This window comes from Streptomyces brasiliensis (genome assembly GCF_014647875.1).
Classification (GTDB): domain Bacteria; phylum Actinomycetota; class Actinomycetes; order Streptomycetales; family Streptomycetaceae; genus Streptomyces; species Streptomyces brasiliensis.
Map to the genome: position 1 here is coordinate 39670 of NZ_BMQA01000011.1, position 19248 is coordinate 58917.

At 71.4% G+C, this 19248-nt stretch carries 17 protein-coding genes and 1 tRNA gene; 14 read left to right on the forward strand and 4 right to left on the reverse strand.

Going from position 1 to position 19248, the window contains the following annotated elements; translation table 11 throughout:
- Positions 1-69: 69 nt before the first annotated feature.
- On the reverse strand, positions 70-651 hold the full coding sequence (locus IEZ19_RS18910) for a 5-formyltetrahydrofolate cyclo-ligase (protein WP_189312393.1): 582 nt from the start codon (positions 649-651) through the stop codon (positions 70-72).
- 133 nt (positions 652-784) lie between these two features.
- Between IEZ19_RS18910 and galU the strand changes: the two genes are divergently transcribed.
- From galU to IEZ19_RS18945, 7 genes are all read left to right on the forward strand, one after another.
- Entirely contained in the window at positions 785-1687 is a 903-nt protein-coding gene (gene galU, locus IEZ19_RS18915) for a UTP--glucose-1-phosphate uridylyltransferase GalU (protein WP_189312394.1), read from the forward strand.
- 4 nt (positions 1688-1691) lie between these two features.
- Complete coding sequence (glp, locus tag IEZ19_RS18920) at positions 1692-3014, forward strand: molybdotransferase-like divisome protein Glp (RefSeq protein ID WP_189312395.1); 1323 nt, start codon at positions 1692-1694, stop codon at positions 3012-3014.
- A 161-nt stretch (positions 3015-3175) separates the two neighbouring features.
- Positions 3176-3655 (forward strand): cyclic pyranopterin monophosphate synthase MoaC, encoded by a 480-nt coding sequence (gene moaC / locus IEZ19_RS18925; protein ID WP_189312396.1) that lies wholly within the window; start codon positions 3176-3178, stop codon positions 3653-3655.
- A complete protein-coding gene (locus IEZ19_RS18930; RefSeq protein WP_308428975.1) occupies positions 3652-4197 on the forward strand; it encodes a MogA/MoaB family molybdenum cofactor biosynthesis protein in 546 nt (181 codons plus the stop codon). Before moaC ends, IEZ19_RS18930 begins: the two co-directional genes overlap by 4 nt.
- 20 nt (positions 4198-4217) lie before the next feature.
- Entirely contained in the window at positions 4218-4886 is a 669-nt protein-coding gene (locus tag IEZ19_RS18935) for a GNAT family N-acetyltransferase (RefSeq protein ID WP_189312397.1), read from the forward strand.
- Between the two features lie 186 nt (positions 4887-5072).
- Positions 5073-6383 (forward strand): divisome protein SepX/GlpR, encoded by a 1311-nt coding sequence (sepX, locus tag IEZ19_RS18940; protein WP_189312398.1) that lies wholly within the window; start codon positions 5073-5075, stop codon positions 6381-6383.
- Between the two features lie 100 nt (positions 6384-6483).
- Positions 6484-6557: transfer RNA gene (locus IEZ19_RS18945), tRNA-Ala, on the forward strand.
- Positions 6558-6675: 118 nt separating this feature from the next.
- Here the strand turns inward: IEZ19_RS18945 and IEZ19_RS18950 are convergent.
- On the reverse strand, positions 6676-7170 hold the full coding sequence (locus IEZ19_RS18950; protein ID WP_189312399.1) for a GNAT family N-acetyltransferase: 495 nt from the start codon (positions 7168-7170) through the stop codon (positions 6676-6678).
- Between the two features lie 135 nt (positions 7171-7305).
- On the opposite strand from IEZ19_RS18950, the gene IEZ19_RS18955 reads away from it, so the two are divergent.
- Positions 7306-8109, forward strand: a complete 804-nt coding sequence (locus tag IEZ19_RS18955) for an exodeoxyribonuclease III (RefSeq protein WP_189312400.1) — start codon at positions 7306-7308, stop codon at positions 8107-8109.
- Between the two features lie 29 nt (positions 8110-8138).
- Here IEZ19_RS18955 and IEZ19_RS18960 read toward each other — a convergent pair whose 3' ends face one another.
- Positions 8139-8759 (reverse strand): MerR family transcriptional regulator, encoded by a 621-nt coding sequence (locus IEZ19_RS18960; protein WP_189312551.1) that lies wholly within the window; start codon positions 8757-8759, stop codon positions 8139-8141.
- Between the two features lie 213 nt (positions 8760-8972).
- Here IEZ19_RS18960 and IEZ19_RS18965 point away from each other — a divergent pair, with 213 nt between their 5' ends.
- From IEZ19_RS18965 to IEZ19_RS18980, 4 genes are all read left to right on the forward strand, one after another.
- Positions 8973-10499 (forward strand): flavin-containing monooxygenase, encoded by a 1527-nt coding sequence (locus IEZ19_RS18965; protein WP_189312401.1) that lies wholly within the window; start codon positions 8973-8975, stop codon positions 10497-10499.
- Positions 10496-11476 carry an alpha/beta fold hydrolase gene (locus IEZ19_RS18970; RefSeq protein WP_189312402.1) on the forward strand — a complete coding sequence of 327 codons (981 nt, stop codon included), beginning with the start codon at positions 10496-10498 and terminating at the stop codon, positions 11474-11476. Before IEZ19_RS18965 ends, IEZ19_RS18970 begins: the two co-directional genes overlap by 4 nt.
- On the forward strand, positions 11473-12357 hold the full coding sequence (locus tag IEZ19_RS18975) for an SDR family oxidoreductase (protein WP_189312403.1): 885 nt from the start codon (positions 11473-11475) through the stop codon (positions 12355-12357). The genes IEZ19_RS18970 and IEZ19_RS18975 overlap by 4 nt, the downstream gene beginning before the upstream one ends.
- 109 nt (positions 12358-12466) lie before the next feature.
- Positions 12467-12640: a hypothetical protein gene (locus tag IEZ19_RS18980; protein ID WP_189312404.1), complete on the forward strand. Its 174-nt coding sequence runs from the start codon at positions 12467-12469 to the stop codon at positions 12638-12640.
- A gap of 95 nt (positions 12641-12735) precedes the next feature.
- Here the strand turns inward: IEZ19_RS18980 and IEZ19_RS18985 are convergent, their stop codons facing one another.
- Entirely contained in the window at positions 12736-16047 is a 3312-nt protein-coding gene (locus IEZ19_RS18985) for a S41 family peptidase (protein WP_189312405.1), read from the reverse strand.
- A 157-nt stretch (positions 16048-16204) separates the two neighbouring features.
- Between IEZ19_RS18985 and IEZ19_RS18990 the strand changes: the two genes are divergently transcribed.
- Positions 16205-16825 (forward strand): TetR/AcrR family transcriptional regulator, encoded by a 621-nt coding sequence (locus tag IEZ19_RS18990; protein WP_189312406.1) that lies wholly within the window; start codon positions 16205-16207, stop codon positions 16823-16825.
- A 123-nt stretch (positions 16826-16948) separates the two neighbouring features.
- A complete protein-coding gene (locus IEZ19_RS18995) occupies positions 16949-19162 on the forward strand; it encodes an MMPL family transporter (RefSeq protein ID WP_189312407.1) in 2214 nt (737 codons plus the stop codon).
- Positions 19163-19248 lie beyond the last annotated feature (86 nt).

The window sequence follows — 19248 nt, forward strand, 5'->3', positions numbered from 1 at the left end:
GGGCCCTCCACGCGCGCGTGGAGGGCCCCTTCACATCTGTCCCCGTCGGGTGGTGAGGGGGAGCGGGCGTCAGGGGCTCGCGAAGCGGCGCACACCCGACGGCGTCACCACGGCGTGCACCGGCCGGTCGTGCGCTTCCGCGGGCACGCTCTGCACGACCTCCGCGTCGTACAGGAGCACCACCAGCGCGGGGCGTGCGCCCGCGCGCTCCAGGCGCGCCAGCACACGGTCGTACGACCCTCCGCCGCGCCCCAGGCGCATCCCGCGCGCGTCGACCGCGAGCCCGGGCAGCAGCACGACATCGGCGGAGGCCACGGCATCCGGCCCCAGGCGCTCACCGGCGGGCTCGAAGAGCGCCATCTTTCCGCCGTGTTGGACGCGCGCGAGGGAGCCCTCACCGGCGTAGGCGCCCCAGTCCAGATCGTTGTCCGGCAGGAGCGCGGGGAGCAGGACGCGCACGCCCCGCGCGCGCAGCGCGTCCAGGAGCGCGAGCGTGCCGGGCTCGCCCCCGACGGAGACGTACGCCGCCACCGTGCGCGCACGCGCCAGCTCGGGCAGCTCCAGCGCGCGCTCGGCCAGCGTCGCGCCCGCCTCCCTCACGTCATCGGCCGTCAACCTGTTCCTCACCGAGAGGAGCTCTCGGCGCAACATTCGCTTGTCAGGCTCGGTGGTACGTCCGGCGTGATCCACAGGTCGTTCTCGCATCCTTCTTAATGTGCTCATATGAGAACCAATTAACCGGAGCCACAGATTTCGCACAAAGGCACCGGATAAGGTTGCCGGCATGACTCAGTCGCACCCCAGGATCAGCAAGGCTGTCATTCCCGCGGCAGGCCTCGGTACCCGGTTCCTGCCGGCCACCAAAGCCACTCCCAAGGAGATGCTGCCGGTCGTGGACAAGCCCGCGATCCAGTACGTGGTCGAGGAGGCCGTGTCGGCGGGGCTCGACGACGTGCTCATGATCACCGGACGCAACAAGCGTCCCCTCGAGGACCACTTCGACCGCAACTACGAGCTCGAGTCGGCCCTCGAGAAGAAGGGCGACGCCGAGCGGCTCGCGAAGGTCCAGGAGTCCAGCGACCTCGCGACCATGCACTACGTGCGCCAGGGCGACCCCCGGGGCCTCGGCCACGCCGTCCTGTGCGCGGCGCCGCACGTCGGCCACGAGCCCTTCGCCGTCCTGCTCGGCGACGACCTGATCGACCCCCGCGACCCCCTGCTCAAGCGCATGATCGAGGTCCAGGAGCGGCACGGCGGCAGCGTCATCGCGCTCATGGAGGTCGCCCCCGAGCAGATCCACCTCTACGGCTCCGCGGCCGTCGAGGCCACCGACGACGGCGACGTCGTCAAGGTGACCGGCCTGGTCGAGAAGCCGGACCCGGCAGACGCCCCGTCCAACTACGCGATCATCGGCCGCTATGTCCTCGACCCCCACATCTTCGGCATACTCCGCAAGACCGAGCCCGGCCGCGGCGGCGAGATCCAGCTCACCGACGCGCTCCAGCAGCTGGCCCAGGACGAGAAGGTCGGCGGACCCGTGCACGGCGTCGTCTTCAAGGGCCGCCGCTATGACACCGGAGACCGTGGCGACTATCTGCGTGCCATTGTCAGACTCGCGTGCGAACGTGAAGACCTGGGCCTGGACTTCCGGACCTGGCTTCGCAGTTACGTAGCCGAGGAGATGTAGGGATTTGAGCAGCGCCGCGACCCGCACCGCCGGCCCGGACCACCTGTGGTCGGTGGACGAGCACCTGGAGGACATCCTCACCACCGTCCGCCCCCTCGAGCCCATCGAGCTGCAACTGCTCGACGCCCAGGGTTGCGTCCTTGTCGACGACGTCACGGTGCCGCTTTCGCTGCCGCCGTTCGACAACAGCTCCATGGACGGGTACGCGGTGCGGGTGGCGGACGTCGCAGGTGCGAGCGAGGAGTTTCCAGCCGTCCTCGAGGTCGTCGGCGACGTGGCGGCCGGCGCGGCGGACCTGGGGCGCGTGGGCCCGGGCCAGGCGGCGCGCATCATGACCGGCGCGCCCCTGCCGCCCGGCGCGGAGGCCGTCGTTCCTGTGGAGTGGACGGACGGGGGCCTCGGCGAGGGGCCGGCGAGTGGGATGCGCGCCCGCAGCCTCGCCCCCGAGGGCGCCACCGGCCACGTACGCGTGCACCGGCCTGCCGAGGCACGCGCGCACGTGCGCGCGAAGGGCAGTGACGTGAAGGCAGGCGACCTCGCCCTCGAGGCCGGCACGGTCCTCGGTCCGCCGCAGATCGCCCTGCTCGCCGCGATCGGTCGCGGCACGGTACGTGTGCGCCCGCGCCCGCGCGTGGTCGTCCTGTCCACCGGCAGCGAACTGGTCCAGCCCGACGAGCAGCTGGGCAGCGGCCAGATCTACGACTCCAACAGCTTCGCCCTCACCGCGGCCGCCCGGGACGCCGGCGCCATCGCCTACCGGGTCGGTGCCGTCGCCGATGACGCCGACACCCTCCGGGCCACCATCGAGGACCAGCTCGTCCGGGCCGACCTGCTGGTCACCACGGGCGGCGTGAGCGTCGGGGCGTACGACGTCGTCAAGGAGGCGCTGTCGCACGTCGGCGACGAGGACGAGGCGGGCGGCGGCGTCGAGTTCCGCAAGCTCGCCATGCAGCCCGGCAAGCCCCAGGGCTTCGGCTCCGTCGGCCCCGACCACACCCCGCTGCTGGCGCTGCCCGGCAACCCGGTCTCGTCGTACGTCTCCTTCGAGCTGTTCGTCCGCCCCGCCATCCGCACGCTGATGGGCCTCGAGGATGTCGAGCGCCCGCGGACGACGGCGACCCTGAAGGCGGACAAGGCGCTCGGCTCGCCCCAGGGGCGCAGACAGTTCCTGCGGGGCGCCTACGCGGACGGCGAGGTGACGCCCGTGGGCGGTGCCGGCTCGCACCTGATCGCCGCGCTGGCGCACGCCGACGCGCTGATCGTCGTACCCGAGGACGTGGAGAGCGTCGAGCCCGGCAGCGAGGTGGAGGTCGTGCTGCTCGGCTGAACGCGCCCGTGCGCGATACGGCACACCGCGCGCCCCCTCGGGCGTGGCCAGCGTCGTGGGGGTCCTGCCCCGGTGGACTTCCCGACTTGGAGGTACCGTGTCGCGCACAACAGGCCCGTGCGCCGCACCGCGACGGGCCCGACCCGGGAGCGCCGCACATCATGAGCACGCAGGAACGACTGACGCACATCGACGAGGCGGGCGCGGCCCGCATGGTCGACGTATCCGGGAAGGACGTGACCGCGCGCACCGCCCGCGCCAGCGGGCGCGTCCTCGTGTCACCCCGCGTGGTCGAGTTGCTGCGCGGCGAGGGGGTCCCCAAGGGAGACGCCCTGGCGACCGCGCGTATCGCGGGCATCATGGGCGCCAAGCGCACGCCGGACCTGATCCCGCTGTGTCACCCCTTGGCGCTCTCCGGTGTGAAACTGGATCTGTCGGTCGCGGACGACGCCGTCGAGATCACGGCCACCGTGAAGACCACGGACCGTACGGGCGTCGAGATGGAGGCCCTCACCGCGGTGTCGGTCGCCGCCCTCACCGTGATCGACATGGTCAAGGCGGTCGACAAGGGAGCGGTCATCACGGACGTACGGGTCGAGGAGAAGACGGGCGGAAAGTCGGGCGACTGGAGCCGGGCGTGACCGCCGGGCCGTACCGCGCGCTGGTCGTCACGGCCTCCAACCGGGCCGCCGCGGGCGTGTACGAGGACAAGGGAGGCCCGCTGATCGCCGAGGGCCTGCGGGGCTTCGGATTCACCGTCGACGGGCCGCAGGTCGTCCCCGACGGCGATCCGGTGAAGGCTGCCCTGCGCGCCGCGGCCGAGGCCGGGTACGACGTCGTCGTGACCACCGGCGGCACGGGTGTCTCGCCCACCGACCGCACCCCCGAGGCGACCCGTGAGGTGATCGACTACGAAGTGCCGGGCATCGCGGAGGCCATCCGGGCGTTCGGACGGGACAAGGTGCCGACGGCCGCGCTGTCCCGGGGCCTTGCGGGAGTCGCCGGCCGGACGCTGATCGTCAACCTGCCGGGGTCCACCGGCGGGGTGAGGGACGGACTGGCCGTCCTGGAGCCGCTGCTGGCCCATGCCGTCGACCAGATACGCGGCGGCGACCATCCGAGGCCCGCCGCCCACGGCGGCGACCACGTCAGACCCGGCGTCACCAGTGGGGGTGCGAGCTGAACAGCCCATCCTGGCCCGTCGTGCTGGCGGACGGCGACATCGTCCTCCGGCCGATAAAGCTGCGCGACCAGCGGGCCTGGCGCGAGGTGAACCGGCGCAACCGGGACTGGCTGCGTCCCTGGGAGGCGACCATTCCGCCGCCCACCCCGGCCGGGCCGATCACGCACCGGCCGACCTATCGCCAGATGGTCCGGCACTTGCGTTCGGAGGCCAACGCGGGCCGGATGCTGCCGTTCGTCATCGAGTATCAGGGGCGGCTGGTCGGGCAGTTGACGGTCGCCGGAATCACCTGGGGGTCGATGTGTTCGGGGCACATCGGTTACTGGGTGGACCAGGCGGTGGCCGGTCGCGGTGTGATGCCGACTGCGGTGGCGCTCGTGGTGGACCACTGTTTCCGCACCGTCGGCCTGCACCGCATCGAGGTCTGCATTCGCCCCGAGAACCGGCCCAGCCGACGGGTCGTGGAGAAACTCGGATTCCGCGAGGAGGGGCTGCGCCCGCGATATCTTCACATCGACGGAGCCTGGCGCGACCACCTCGTCTTCGCGCTCACCGCGGAAGAGGTCCCCGAGGGGTTGCTCGGACGCTGGCGGCGGGCAATCTCTCAGCGGACGCCGGACACCCCTGACGCGTCGAACGGACAGAGCGCGTCCCGGAATCCGCAGAACTCCCCGGGGAATCCCGCCTAGGCCCGAAAAATTGAATGCATGTTCGAAATTGATCGGTCGGTGACAGTGTCCGGGCATTGAATTCGCGGTGACGGCGGCCTGCTGATCGGATCCGTCACAAAAAAAGCTCGAAATATCAGCCAGATCGTGCGACACACCGGCGCAATTGGCAGATGGCCTCACGCAAACCCCTCTACCGTGTGAGGCGTGAGCAGCAGCGGCCTCATCTACGCAGTCATTGTCGGGGCCTGGGCCGCCTACTTGGTGCCGATGTGGCTCCGTAGGCAGGACGAGCTGAACGAGGCCCGTCCTACGGAACGCTTCAGCACCGCCATCCGGCTGCTGTCCGGACGGGCGGGAATGGAGCGCCGGTACGCCAAGGACCTGCGGGCACGCTCCGCCCAGGAGGGGGAGCGTGCTTCCGTCGCTCCGGGCGTCGTCACCGATTCGGTGGACGTCCGGGCCTTCGCCATGCCTCCGACACGCCGTCAGGTGCGGGCGGAGGTACGGGAGGAGGGCGAGCCGGAGGCACCGGCGCGCGCGGAACAGGCGCGCGGCCGCGCGAGCGCACCGGCGCCCCACCAGGCTTCCGCGCCGGCGTCCGCGCCTGCGCGCCAGCGTGAATCCGCCTCCGCGCGCCAGCGTGAAACCGCACCAGCGCCCACCCCCGCATCCGCCCCGGCGCTCAAGTCCCCCTCCGAGCCCGCGCAGAAGCGCGTACCGGCCGCCCGGCGCACGCCCTCCGCGCAGGCGGCTGCAGCGCGCGCCCAGCGCTCGAAGGTCCTCGCGCGCCGTCGGCGCACCACGGTGGCGCTTTTCCTAGCCTTCACGCTCGGCGCCATCGTGGCCGCCGTCGGAGGGCTCACGTTCCTGTGGGCGCCCGGCGTGCCCGCCGTCATGCTCAGCGCGTACATCGCGTACCTGCGCTCCCAGGAACGCCGCCGCTTCGCCTACCAGATGGACCGGCGCCAAGCCGAAGCCGCCGCGCAGCGCCTGCGGGAGCGCCAGCCGCGCAGGCGCGCGCCCGTCGACGAGGGTGCCGCCTCCGACGAACCGGACGAGGGCCCAGCGGCCGGGACCGACCCGGGACTGTCCGCCCTCGCCGCGGACCGGCGAGCCCTCGTCGAGCAGACGGACCACGCGGAGTGGGTGGACCAGCAGCGTGAGCGCCGGCAGCGGCCCGCGCACGGGGACAGCTGGGACCCCGTCCCGGTGCCGCTGCCCACGTACGTGACCGCGCCGGTCGCGCCGCGGGCCACGTCCGACGTGGACCTGGGGGCGCCCGACACCTGGAGTTCGGCGCGTTCCAGTTCCGTCGCGCCTGAGCAGGAGGCCGAGGCGGCCGCGCGGGGCGCGCAGGCGCTGGAGCCGGCGCCCGACGCGGAGGACAAGCCGGCGGTCGGCGGACGCAGTGACGCCCGCCGTGCCGCCTCCGCCCGCCGCGCGCGTGAACGCGGGCGCACGCCGCTCTTCGACCAGTACGAGGACGGCGACCGCCCGCGCGCGGCCAACGAGTGACAGCCGGCCGCGGCCGCACCCCGGGAACCCGCCCCCTGACCAGTCGGGGAACGGATTTCCAAGCACCCCGACGGGGATGCTAAAGTTTCACTCGTTGCAAGGGCCTGTGGCGCAGTCCGGTAGCGCACCTCGTTCGCATCGAGGGGGCCAGGGGTTCAAATCCCCTCAGGTCCACGCAGCATGAAGCCCCAGTCGGCAGGAGTCGATTGGGGCTTCATCGTGTTCGCGGCAACAGGAGGCGTCGCGGCCGACCCCCAAGGGCCGGCCGCGGTCGTCACTGCTGTGACGTGAATTACTGCGCCGCCTCGGGCCGCAGGGGCTTCGCGTAGCAGAGGCTGTCCTCGTACTCACGGTAGTAGCCGAACTTCACGCACGGCTCGTAGCCGCTGGACGTGTAGAGGGCGATCGCCTCCGGCTGCTTCGTGCCCGTCTCCAGGACAATCCGGACGCGGCCGGCCGCACGGGCGTCGTCCTCCAGGGCCAACAGCATGCGGCGGGCCAGGCCGCGGCCGCGCATCGCCTCGATCACGAACATGCGCTTGAGTTCGGCGTCGCCGTCCTCGTTGCCCTCGCCGTTCGAGTCCTGGCTGCGCCAGCCGCCGGTGGCCACGGGGCAGTCGGCCTCGTCGTACGCGATCAGGTAGACGCCCTTCGGGGGCTCGAAGTCCGACGCGTTCAGGACCGTGGCGTCGCCGCCGTCGCCGTAGCGCAGGTGGTATTCGGCCTGGACCTCGTCGTTCAGCTTGACGGCGTCGGGGTGGTCGAAGGGAACGCGGCGTATATTCATGCTGAGTATCGTACTTCTATGCAGGTGGCGGAAGCGGACTGCGTCCAGTGTGCCGGTATCGTGCCCGGGTGCTGACTGTGACCTCGGACAACGCGTCCTGCCGATGGGGTCGACTGTGAGGTCGAGGAGAGTGTTTTGCTAACAGTGACCTCGGTGAATGTGAACGGGCTGCGCGCCGCCGCGAAGAAGGGCTTCGTGGAGTGGCTCGCCGGGACGTCCGCGGACGTGCTCTGTCTGCAGGAGGTGCGCGCCGAGCCGCACCAGCTGCCCGACGGCGTGCGGCAGCCCGACGGCTGGCACGTCGTGCACGCCCCGGCCGCCGCCAAGGGCCGCGCGGGCGTCTCCCTCTACACGCGGCGCGAGCCCGACCGCGTCCGCATCGGCTTCGGCTCGGCCGAGTTCGACGCGAGCGGGCGGTACGTCGAAGCCGACCTGCCCGGTGTCACGGTCGCCTCCCTGTACCTCCCCTCCGGGGAGGTCGGTACCGAGCGGCAGGACGAGAAGGTTCGTTTCATGGGCGAGTTCCTCGCCCATCTCAAGGGGCTGCGCGAGCGGGCCGCCGCCGACGGGCGGGAGGTCGTCGTCTGCGGCGACTGGAACATCGCCCACCAGAGGACCGACCTCAAGAACTGGCGCGGCAACACAAAGAACTCCGGCTTCCTGCCGGAGGAACGGGAGTGGCTGAGCCGCGTCCTCGACCCGGCCGACGGCGGTTACGTCGACGTCGTACGGGAGATGCATCCGGACGTGGAGGGGCCGTACTCGTGGTGGTCGTACCGCGGCCGTGCCTTTGACAATGACGCGGGCTGGCGCATCGACTACCAGTGCGCGACGCAGGGGCTCGCGGCCCGGGCGGTCAAGGGGTTCGTGGAGCGGGCGGCCACGCACGCCGAGCGGTGGTCCGACCACGCGCCCGTGACCGTCGTCTACGACCTCTGAAGGCCGGCCCTTCCGAAAGACCGCCCGGCTCACTCCTCCTTGCGCGACCTCCGGTCCAGCGCCAGGGACAGTTCCGCCTCCACCACGCTGCGGGCCAGGGGGCGCAGGCGTCGGAGGTCCTCCTCGGGGGCGTGGCGCAGGATCAGGTCGGTGAAGATTTCGGCCAGGGCGTCGGCGTGTTCGCGGACGCGGCGGCCCGCCGTCAGGACCTCGGCCAGCGGGATGCCCTCGCGCACCAGTGCCGAGGAGACTTCCAGGAGGCGGCGGCTGATGTGGACGATCTCGTCGCCGTCGGTGCCGAGATAGCCCAGGTCGAGGGCGGCGGCGAGGTTCTCCGGGGTGACCTCGCCGTCGAAGCGGGCGGCGAGTTCCTCGGGGGTGAGGCGGACCGGCTCCTCCTCGGTGGGGGCGCCGACGCCGAGGAGGTCGGCGACGTCCCGGCCCTGATCGAGGGCCTCGGCGAGTTCCGCGATGCCGTTGAGCGTGTGGCCGCGTTCCAGGAGTGCCGAGATCGTACGCAGGCGGGCCAGGTGGTGGTCGTCGTACCAGGCGATGCGGCCCTCGCGGCGGGGCGGCGGGATCAGCTTGCGTTCGCGGTAGAAGCGCAGGGTGCGCACCGTGATGCCGGCCAGGCGGGCCAGCTCCTCCATGCGGTACTCACGGGGGCCGGTCTGCTCGTCCCCCGCCCGTTCACCGCTCGGGCCCGCGCCCTGTCCTCCGTCTGCTGCCACGCCAGAAGCCTATGTTGTACCGCTGGTAACTTTCCGGTCCCCGACCCCTACCCATCAGTACGGAGCTGCTCTAGTCTCCCATTGCGCCAGTGATTACTGGCGCAATCCAATGTGATGCCGGGAGGCTGCGGGATGGCCGAGCACGAGCATGTACGGGTGGCGGTGATCGGGTCCGGGTTCGGCGGGCTGGGCGCGGCGGTGCGCCTGCGCCGCGAGGGAATCACCGACTTCGTCGTCCTGGAACGGGCGGACGGCGTCGGCGGCACCTGGCGGGACAACAGCTACCCCGGGTGCGCCTGCGACGTACCGTCCCACCTGTACTCCTTCTCCTTCGCGCCCAACCCCGACTGGCCGCGTACCTTTTCGGGGCAGGACCACATCCGCGCCTACCTCGAGCGCGTCGCCGACGTCTTCCATCTGCGGCCGCACCTTCGGTTCGACTCCGAGGTGAAGCTGATGAGCTGGGACACGCAGAAGCTGCGCTGGAACATCGAGACCAGCAGCGGCGCGCTCTCCGCCGACATCGTCGTCTCCGCCACCGGGCCACTGTCCGACCCGAAGATCCCCGAGATCCCGGGGCTGGACTCCTTCCCCGGCAAGGTGTTCCACTCCGCCCGCTGGGACCACGACTACGACCTGCGCGGCAAGCGCGTCGCGATGGTCGGCACCGGCGCCTCCGCCATCCAGATCGTGCCGTCCATCCAGCCCCTCGTCTCGAGGATGACCCTCTTCCAGCGCACACCGCCGTGGGTGATGCCGCGCGTAGACCGGGCCATCACCGGTGCCGAGCGCTGGCTGCACCAGCGGCTGCCCTTCACCGCGCAGGCCCGGCGCGGACTGCTGTGGGGCATCCGGGAGTTGCAGGTCCAGGCCTTCACCAAGCACCCCGACGAACTCGGACTCGTCGAGCAGCTCGCCAAGCGCAACATGGCCCGCGCCATCAAGAACCCGGCCCTGCGCGCCAGGCTCACCCCCGGCTACCGGATCGGCTGCAAGCGGATCCTGCTGTCCAACACGTACTATCCGACGCTCGCGCAGCCCAACGTGGACGTCGTCGCGAGCGGGCTCACCGAGGTCCGCGGCTCGACCCTCGTCGCCGCCGACGGGAGCGAGGCCGAGGTCGACGCGATCGTCTTCGGTACCGGCTTCCACGTCACCGACATGCCCATCGCCGAGCGGGTGGTGGGAGCGGAGGGCGTGACTCTCGCGGAGAGCTGGAAGGACGGGATGCAGGCGCTGCGCGGGGCCTCGGCGGCCGGCTTCCCCAACTGGATGACGATCATCGGGCCCAACACCGGTCTCGGGAACTCCTCGATGATCCTGATGATCGAGTCCCAGCTGAACTACATGGCCGACTACGTCCGCCAGCTCGGCGTCCTCGGCGGCCGCGCCGCCTTCGACGCCCGCCCCGCCGCCGTACAGGCCTGGAACCACAAGGTGCAGGAGCGCATGAAGCGCACGGTGTGGAACACCGGTGGCTGCACCAGCTGGTACCTGGACGCCAACGGCCGCAACGTCACCGTCTGGCCCGGCACGACCACCGAGTTCCGGCGCGCGACACGGCGTGTGGACCTCGCGGAGTACGACGTGCTGCGCGCGCCCGCGCTCGAGACCGGCGCGTCGGCACTCGACGGCTCCCAGGTGGGGGTGGAGGCGTGAGCCGTCTGACGCCCTTCACCTCGGGCCCCTACGAGCCGCCCGCCCCCGCGCGCGAGCTCACCGTGGTCTCCGCCGACGGCGCGCGCCTGCACGTCGAGGTGCACGGTCCCGAGGACGCGCCCCCTGTCGTCCTCGCGCACGGCTGGACCTGTTCGACCGCCTTCTGGGCGGCGCAGATCCGGGACCTGGCCGCCGACCACCGCGTCATCGCGTACGACCAGAGGGGGCACGGGCGCAGTCCCGCGAGCTCCGCTTGCACCACGGGTGCGCTGGCGGACGACCTGGAAGCGGTGCTCGCGCACACCCTCGCGCCCGGCGAGAAGGCCGTGATCGCGGGCCACTCCATGGGCGGGATGACCGTGATGGCCGCGTCCGGGCGCGCCTGCTTCCGGGAGCACGCGGCCGCCGTTCTGCTGTGCAGCACGGGCAGTTCGCGGCTCGTGGCGGAGGCGTGCGTCGTGCCGTTGCGGGCGGGGCGCGTCCGCACCTGGGTCACGGGGCGCATCCTGGGCTCGCGCGCCCCGCTCGGACCGGTCACGCCGGTCGCGAAGCGCATCCTCAAGTACGCCACGATGGGCGCCGGTTCGGCCCCGCACATGGTGGAGGCGTGCGCGCGGATCGTGCACGCCTGCCCGCGCGCCGTGCGCGGCGCCTGGGCAGTGGTGCTGGATCGGCTCGATCTCGACCACGGTGTACGGGAGTTGACGGTCCCGACGGCGGTGGTCGCCGGCACCGCCGACCGGCTCACGCCGCCGGTGCACGCGCGGGCGCTCGCTACCGCGCTACCGGCGTGCGTCGGCCTGACCGAGCTCCCCGGTCTCGGACACATGACCCCGGTGGAAGCCCCCGAGCTGGTCACGGCGGAGATCCGGGCCCTCGTCTCGACGTACCTCACGCACACGACCGACACACCGGACACGACAGACGCGGCGGACATGGCAGATACGGCGGACGCACATGTCAAGGAGGGCGCATGAGCAGGGTCAGCCTCGAAGGGCAGGTCGCGGTGGTCACCGGAGCCGCGCGCGGCGTCGGTGAGCTGCTCGCGCGCAAGCTGTCCGCGCGCGGCGCCAAGGTGGCGCTGGTCGGTCTGGAGGAGGACGCGCTCAAGGAGGCCTCCGGGCGGCTGCGCAGCGAGAGCGATCACTGGTACGCCGACGTCACCGACCACGAGGCGATGACGCGGGTCGCCCGGGAGGTCAAGGAGCGCTTCGGCAAGGTCGACATCGTCGTGGCCAACGCCGGTGTGGCGACCGGCGGACCGTTCATCGACTCCGATCCGGTGGCCTGGCGGCGGGTGATCGAGGTCAATCTGATCGGCTCGGCTGTGACGGCCCGTGCCTTCCTGCCGGTGCTCGTCGAGAGCCGCGGCTATCTGCTGCAGATCGCCTCGCTCGCCGCGATCACGCCGGCGCCGATGATGACGGCGTACTGCGCGTCGAAGTCGGGCGTGGAGGCGTACGCGCACAGCCTGCGCGCCGAGGTCGGCTACCAGGGCGTGCGCGTCGGCGTCGGGTACCTGTCGTGGACCGACACCGACATGGTGCGCGGCGCCGACCAGGAGGACGTGATGCGGGAGCTCCGGCAGCGGCTGCCGTGGCCGTCCAACAAGACGTACCCGCTGGGTCCCGCCGTGGACCGGATCGTGGCCGGGATCGAGCGCCGGTCGAGCCATGTGTACGGGCAGTGGTGGCTGCGTGGGATGCAGGGGGTGCGGGGCTGTCTGCCGGGGCTCATCGGGACGGTCGGGCAGCGCGAGATGCGGCGGTTCGCACCCCGGCTGCAGGGCATGCGCACCGGGCTCGTCGGCGCAGGTGGGGCGGCCGACGAACGGGAGCGCGCTACGGACCGTAACTGATCGACATGCGCAGCGTGTTCGCCCGTGTGAATCTGGTCGAGGCCCCACCGAGGGCCGGACAGGCCCCAGCAGGGGCCGATCCCCAGACACCCCACGGGAGTGAACCCACATGGGTATGAAGGACCAGTTCCAGGAGAAGTCCCAGCAGGGCAAGCAGAAGGCGCGGCAGGCCGGCGACCAGGCCAAGCAGCAGCCCCAGCGCGGCCGCCAGCAGCGTGACGAGGAGTCGGAGCGCATCCGTCGCGAGGACGAGGACCGACTCAACCAGGACTACGACGCCTGACGTCGGAGGTCCGGTGGAAAGGGCGCCCCTCGAGGGGGGCGCCCTCTCTCATGCCCGCGAAGCCCCGCCCCGCAGAGCCCTGCCGTGCACCGGCCTCATGCGCGCGGCGGCAGCTTGGGTCGCGACCGATCAGGCACGTCGCTGTAGTCCGGCGGTACCGCGGCCGGCTGGGTGGACAGCAGGTCCAGGGCCAGCTGCACCGCGTCGTCCATCTGCGCGTGGCGGCCCTCCGCCCAGTCCAGGGGCGTGCGCAGGATCTCCAGGTCGGGGGAGACGCCGTGGTTCTCGACGGACCAGCCGTACGCGTCGAACCAGGCCGCGTTCATGGGGACCGTGATCACCGTGCCGTCCCCGAGTGTGTGCCGCCCGGTCATGCCGACCACGCCGCCCCAGGTGCGCTGCCCGATGACCGGACCGAGCTTGAGGAGTCTGATCGCCGCCGTGATCATGTCGCCGTCGGAGGAGGTCGCCTCGTCGGCCAGCGCCACGATGGGTCCCCGGGGGGCGTTCGAGGCGTACGACACGGGCTGGGCGTTGCGGGTGAGGTCCCAGCCGAGGATGGTGCGCGTGAGCTTCTCGATCACCAACTCACTGATGTGCCCGCCCGCGTTGCCGCGCACGTCCACGATCAGCGCGGGCCGGGACACCTCCTTGCGCAGGTCGCGGTTGAACTGGGCCCAGCCCGAGCCGCCCAGGTCCGGGATGTGCAGATAGCCGCACCGGCCGCCGCTCAACTCCCGTACGACCCCACGGCGTTTGGTCACCCAGTCCTGGTAGCGCAGGGGTCGCTCGTCGATCAGTGGGACGACGGCCACCCGGCGCGCCCGGCCCGCCTCGCCCTCGGCGGGGGTGAAGGTCAGCTCCACCGTCGTACCACCGGAACCCGCGAGGAGAGGGAAGGGGCCGGTCACCGGGTCCACGGGCCGGCCGTCCACGTGTGTGAGCACCGCGCCCTCGCGGATGCCCGTGCCGGCCAGCGGGGAACGGGCCTTGGAGTCGGAGGAGTCGCCGGGCAGGATCCGCTTGACCATCCAGCCGTCGTCCCGGTACACGAGGTTGACGCCGAGCAGGCCCTGGTAGCGCTGGTAGTGGGGCGGGCCCTCGTTGCGGCGGGCGGCGGCCACATAGGCGTGGGAGGTGCCGAGTTCGCCGAGGACCTCACGCAGCAGATCGGCGAACTCGTCGGGCGAGTCGACCCGTTCGACGAGCGGGCGGTACTGGTCGAGCACTCCGTCCCAGTCGATGCCGCACATGCTCGGGTCCCAGAAGTAGGCCCTGATGAGGCGGCCAGCCTCCTCGTAGGCCTGGCGCCACTCGGCGCCGGGGTCGACCTCGTGCAGGATGCGGCGCAGGTCGATCCAGGTGGTCGAGTCGCTGTCGCCGACCTCGGTGGCGGGTACGGCCCGCAGGTCGCCCTCGTCCATGACCACCAGGCGCGTGCCGTCGCCGCTCACCGCGAACCAGTCCAGGTGGCCGACGAGTTCGGACTTCTTCGCCTTGGTGAGGTTGAAGTACTCGAGGGTGGGGCGCTCGCTGGGGTCGTTGGGGTTGGCGAACGTCTCGCCGAGCGCGCCGGAGATCGGCCAGCGCAGCCAGACCAGCCCGCCGCCGGAGACCGGGCACAGCGCCGAGTACTTGGAGGCCGTGACCGGGAACGGCCAGACCCTGCTCTCCAGCCCCTCGACCTCGACGGTCACCGCGCTGCTGTCGCCGGTCTCCTCGTCCTCCAAGGGATCGAGCCCGCCTGCGGCCGGCCGGCCTTCCGGGTTGAGGGCGAAGGGGGAGGGTGTGGCCGAGGACAGCGGGACGAGGTACGGACGGCAGCCGAGCGGGAAGGACAGGTCGCCGGTGTGGACGTCGTACACCGGGTCGAAGCCGCGCCAGGAAAGGAACGCCAGATAGCGGCCGTCCCGGGTGAACACCGGGTTCTCGTCCTCGAAGCGGCCGTCGGTCACGTCGACGATCAGCCGGTCCGGGGCCCCCGTCTGCCCGGTTCCGGAGATGCGGGCCAGCTTGATCTGCCGAAGCGAGCGCCCGATCCCGGGGTGCGACCAGGTGAGCCAGTCCCCGTCCGGTGAGAACGCCAGATCGCGCACGGGCCCGTTGATGGACCGGATCAGCTCGGTGACCTCGCCTCCCCCGGATTCCGTCCCGGAGGTGCCCCCGGAGTCCTCGGTCCCCGTGGTGGCAGCCGTATCGTCGGACACGGTGAGGAGCAGCAGCCGGCCGTCGTGCGCGGCGATGGCGAGGCGCTCGCCGAGCGGGTCCGACACCAGTTCCAGGACCCGGCCCAGTTCGCCCTGGGCCAGCCGGCGGGGTTCGCGGTCGCCGCTGGCCCGGGGCAGATAGGCGATCTCGATCGCGTCCTCGCCCTCCGCGTCCGTGACATAGGCGACCTGCCCGGTCGAGCCGAGCATCTCCGGGAGGCGGACCCGCACGCCCGGCGTGTCGGTGAGGGTGCGCGCCGGGCCGTCGCGGTGGGTGAGCCAGTGCAGACTGCCGCGGACGACGACGGCGCTGGCCCGGCCCGTCTCGTCGACCGAGAGGCCGTCCACGTGCTGGGCGGCCGGCACCTGGTACCTGCGGCGTCCCGCGCGGGGGCCGGACAGCCGTACGTCGAGCCTGCGCGGCACGGAATGCGGGGACAGGTCGTCGACGATCCACAGGTCACCGGCGCACTGGTAGACGACCCGGGTGCCGTCACTGGCGGCATTGCGGGCGTAGAAGGCGTCGTGGTCGGTGTGGCGACGCAGGTCGGAGCCGTCGTAGGCGCACGAGTAGAGGTTGCCGACACCCTCGTGGTCGGAGAGGAACGCGATACGGCCGCCGACGAACATGGGGGAGGCGAGATGCCCGCCGATGCCCTCGAGCAGCCGCTGCCCGTGCAGCCACAGCCGGCCCATCGCACCGCCCCGGTAGCGCTTCCAGGAGGCCGGTTCGTGCGGCGGGGTGCCCGTGAGCAGCAGGGACTTGCGCTCGCCGTCGAGGTCGGCGACCTGGATGTCGGAGACCGGGCCCCAGGGGAGTTTGCGGCCGGGGTCGCCGTCGGGGGAGACCTTGTAGGCCCAGCTGAAGTACGAGAAGGGCTGGTTGTGGGAGGCGACGGCCAGGAGGTCGCCGTCCGGGGTCCAGCCGCACACGCGCGTGTCGGCGCTGCCCCAGTAGGTCAGCTGCCGCGCGGGTCCGCCGGACACGTCCACCAGATGGATCTCGGGCACCAGGCTGCGCCAGCTCGTGTACGCGATCCGGCCGCCGTCGGGCGAGAAACGGGGGTGGCCGGCCTTGGTGCGGTCGACCGTGACCCGCCAGGCGCGGCCCGGGGCGTCGAGCGGGGCCAGCCAGAGGTCGTCCTCGGCCACGAAGCACAACAGGTCGCCGCTGAGATGCGGTAGGCGCAGATAGCTCACCTCCCCATGCTTTTCCGGGGGATGGACACCAGCAACTTATACGGAATTGACGGACGTGACCCACTGCACGTACGAAACGGTTTCGTTTCGCAGAAGGGCTGCGCTACATTCGTCACGTACGAAACCGTGTCGTTCGGAGTGGGAAAGGGTGAGTGGCATGACTGAGACCGCAACGGCGCGGCGCAGTCGCATCACGCCCGAGCGTGAGGCCGAGCTGTACGAGGCCGTGCTCGATCTGCTCCGCGAGGTCGGCTACGACGCCCTCACCATGGACGCCGTCGCCGCCCGCACCCGCTCCAGCAAGGCCACCCTCTACCGCCAGTGGGGCGGCAAGGCCGAACTGGTCGCGAAGGCGGTGCGGCACAACAAGCCGGGCAGCATGCTCGAAGGAGTCGACACCGGCACCCTCAAGGGTGATCTGCACGCCCTCACGCGGCGTTCGGACGACTGCGAGATGGAGCAGAACTCCGCGCTGATGCGGGGCCTGGCCATGGCGATGCACGCCAACCCGGACCTCCTGAAGGCGTTCCGGGAGCATCTCGTCGAGCCCGAGATGGTGATGTTCCGCGCTGTGCTGCAGCGGGCGATCGACCGGGGTGAGGTCCGTGCGGACAACCCTGCGATCGACTACGTGGTGCACATGATGATCGGAGCCTTCGCCGCCCGGACCCTGATCGACGATCAGCCGCCGACGCAGACGTTCCTCCTCTCGTACATCGACGCCGTGGTCCTCCCCGCCCTCGGCGTGCACACCGGCCGGACCTCCTCGGCCGGCTGACCCACCCCTTCACCAGCCCCACCTGACGTCACCGCTCACGTCGTCGGGCCGATCACCCCTGTCACCCCACGGGCTGATCACCCCTGCCCTGACCACCCCACGACTGACCGGGAGTACGCCCTCGTGGCCACGTTCCTCTACAAACTGGGCCGGCTCGCCTTCAGGCGACGGCACTTCGTCGCCCTGATCTGGGTGGCGCTGCTGACGCTGGCCGGCGTCGGCGCTGCGAGCGCCCCCGCGGCCGGCAACTCGTCCTTCTCCATCCCCGGTACGGAGGCGCAGAAGGCCTTCGACCTGCTGGAACAGCGCTTCCCCGGGATGAGCGCCGACGGCGCCACCGCCCGGGTCGTCTTCAAGGCACCGAGCGGCGAGAAGATGACCGACGCCGGCAACAAGACCACCGTGCGGAAGACGGTCGAGGCGCTGAAGGACGGCTCCGAGGTCGCCTCCGTCGCCGACCCCTACACCGGGCACGCCGTCAGCAAGGACGGCACGATCGCGTACGCCTCGGTGAAGTACAAGGTCTCCGGCATGGAACTCGAGGACTCCTCGCGCGAGGCCCTCGAGACGGCCGCGCAGGACGCACGGGACGCCGGGCTGACGGTCGAGGTCGGCGGTGACGCGCTGAGCGCGGCACCCGAGACCGGGGCCACCGAGGTCATCGGCATCGCGATCGCTGCCGTCGTCCTCGTCATCACCTTCGGCTCGCTGCTCGCCGCCGGACTCCCGCTGCTGACCGCACTGATCGGCGTCGGTATCGGCGTCTCCACCATCACCGCCCTCGCGAGTGCACTGGACCTGGGCACCACCACCTCCACCCTGGCGACGATGATCGGCCTCGCCGTCGGCATCGACTACGCGCTGTTCGTTGTCTCCCGCTACCGTGCCGAACTCGCCGAGGGGCGCGAGCGGGAGGAGGCCGCCGGACGCGCCGTCGGCACCGCGGGCTCGGCCGTGGTCTTCGCCGGGCTCACGGTCGTGATCGCCCTGGTCGGCCTGTCGGTCGTCAACATCCCGATGCTGACCAAGATGGGCGTGGCCGCCGCGGGCACGGTCGCCGTCGCGGTGCTGATCGCCCTGACGATGATCCCCGCGCTGCTCGGCTACGCGGGCCGCAAGGTGAAGCCGGCCGGCGAGAAGACCAGACTGCTGGGCGGCCGGCGCGCGGCCCGTCGCACGTCGGCGAAGCCGAACCTGGGCACCCGCTGGGCGAGCTTCGTCGTACGGCGCCCGGTCGCCGTCCTGCTGCTCGGCGTCGTCGGCCTCGGGGCCGCCGCCGTTCCGGCCGCCTCGCTCGAACTGGGCCTGCCCGACGACGGCTCCCAGCCCACCTCCACCACCCAGCGCCGCGCCTACGACCTGCTCTCCGAGGGATTCGGCCCCGGCTTCAACGGGCCGCTGCTGGTCGTCGTCGACGCACAGGGCAGTGCCCACCCGAAGAGCGCGTTCCGCCAGGTCGGCGACGAGATCAAGGGCCTCGACGACGTGGTGACGGTGACCCCGCCCGCGCCCAACCAGGCCGGGGACACCGCCACGATCACGGTGATCCCGAAGTCCAAGCCGTCCTCCGCGACCACCGAGGACCTGGTCCACGCCATCCGTGACAAGGGCACGGAGATCACGGCCGACACCGACGCGAAGGTCCTGGTCACCGGCTCGACGGCGATGAACATCGACGTCTCGCAGAAGCTGAACGACGCGCTGATCCCGTATCTGACCCTGGTCGTGGGCCTCGCCTTCCTCCTGCTGATCGTGGTCTTCCGCTCGGTCCTGGTCCCGCTGAAGGCGGCCCTCGGCTTCCTGCTCAGCGTGCTGGCCGCCCTCGGCGCCGTGGTCGCGGTCTTCCAGTGGGGATGGCTGTCCGGCCTGATGGGCGTCGAGGAGACCGGACCGGTCATGTCGATGATGCCGATCTTCATGGTCGGCGTGGTCTTCGGCCTCGCCATGGACTACGAGGTGTTCCTCGTGACCCGGATGCGGGAGGCCTACGTCCACGGGGAGAAGCCGAGGCAGGCCGTGGTGACCGGCTTCAAGCACGGTGCCCGGGTCGTCACGGCCGCCGCCGTCATCATGATCGCCGTCTTCTCCGGCTTCATCGACTCCAGCGAGGCCATGATCAAGATGATCGGCTTCGGCCTGGCGATCGCGGTCTTCTTCGACGCGTTCGTCGTCCGGATGGCGATCGTCCCGGCCGTGCTCGCCCTGCTCGGCAAGCGCGCCTGGTGGCTGCCCAAGTGGCTCGAGCGCGCCCTGCCCAACGTCGACGTCGAGGGCGAGGGCCTGCGCGCCCACGACGACCGCCCCCGGGACGAGGACCGGGAGCTCGTGCGCGTGTAGCACGCGCGCCGTGTGAAGGACCGGCTGGTGAGGGATCCGTGGGGACGGCGCTGCCCTCACCGGCCTCGTCATGCCGTGCACCTGGT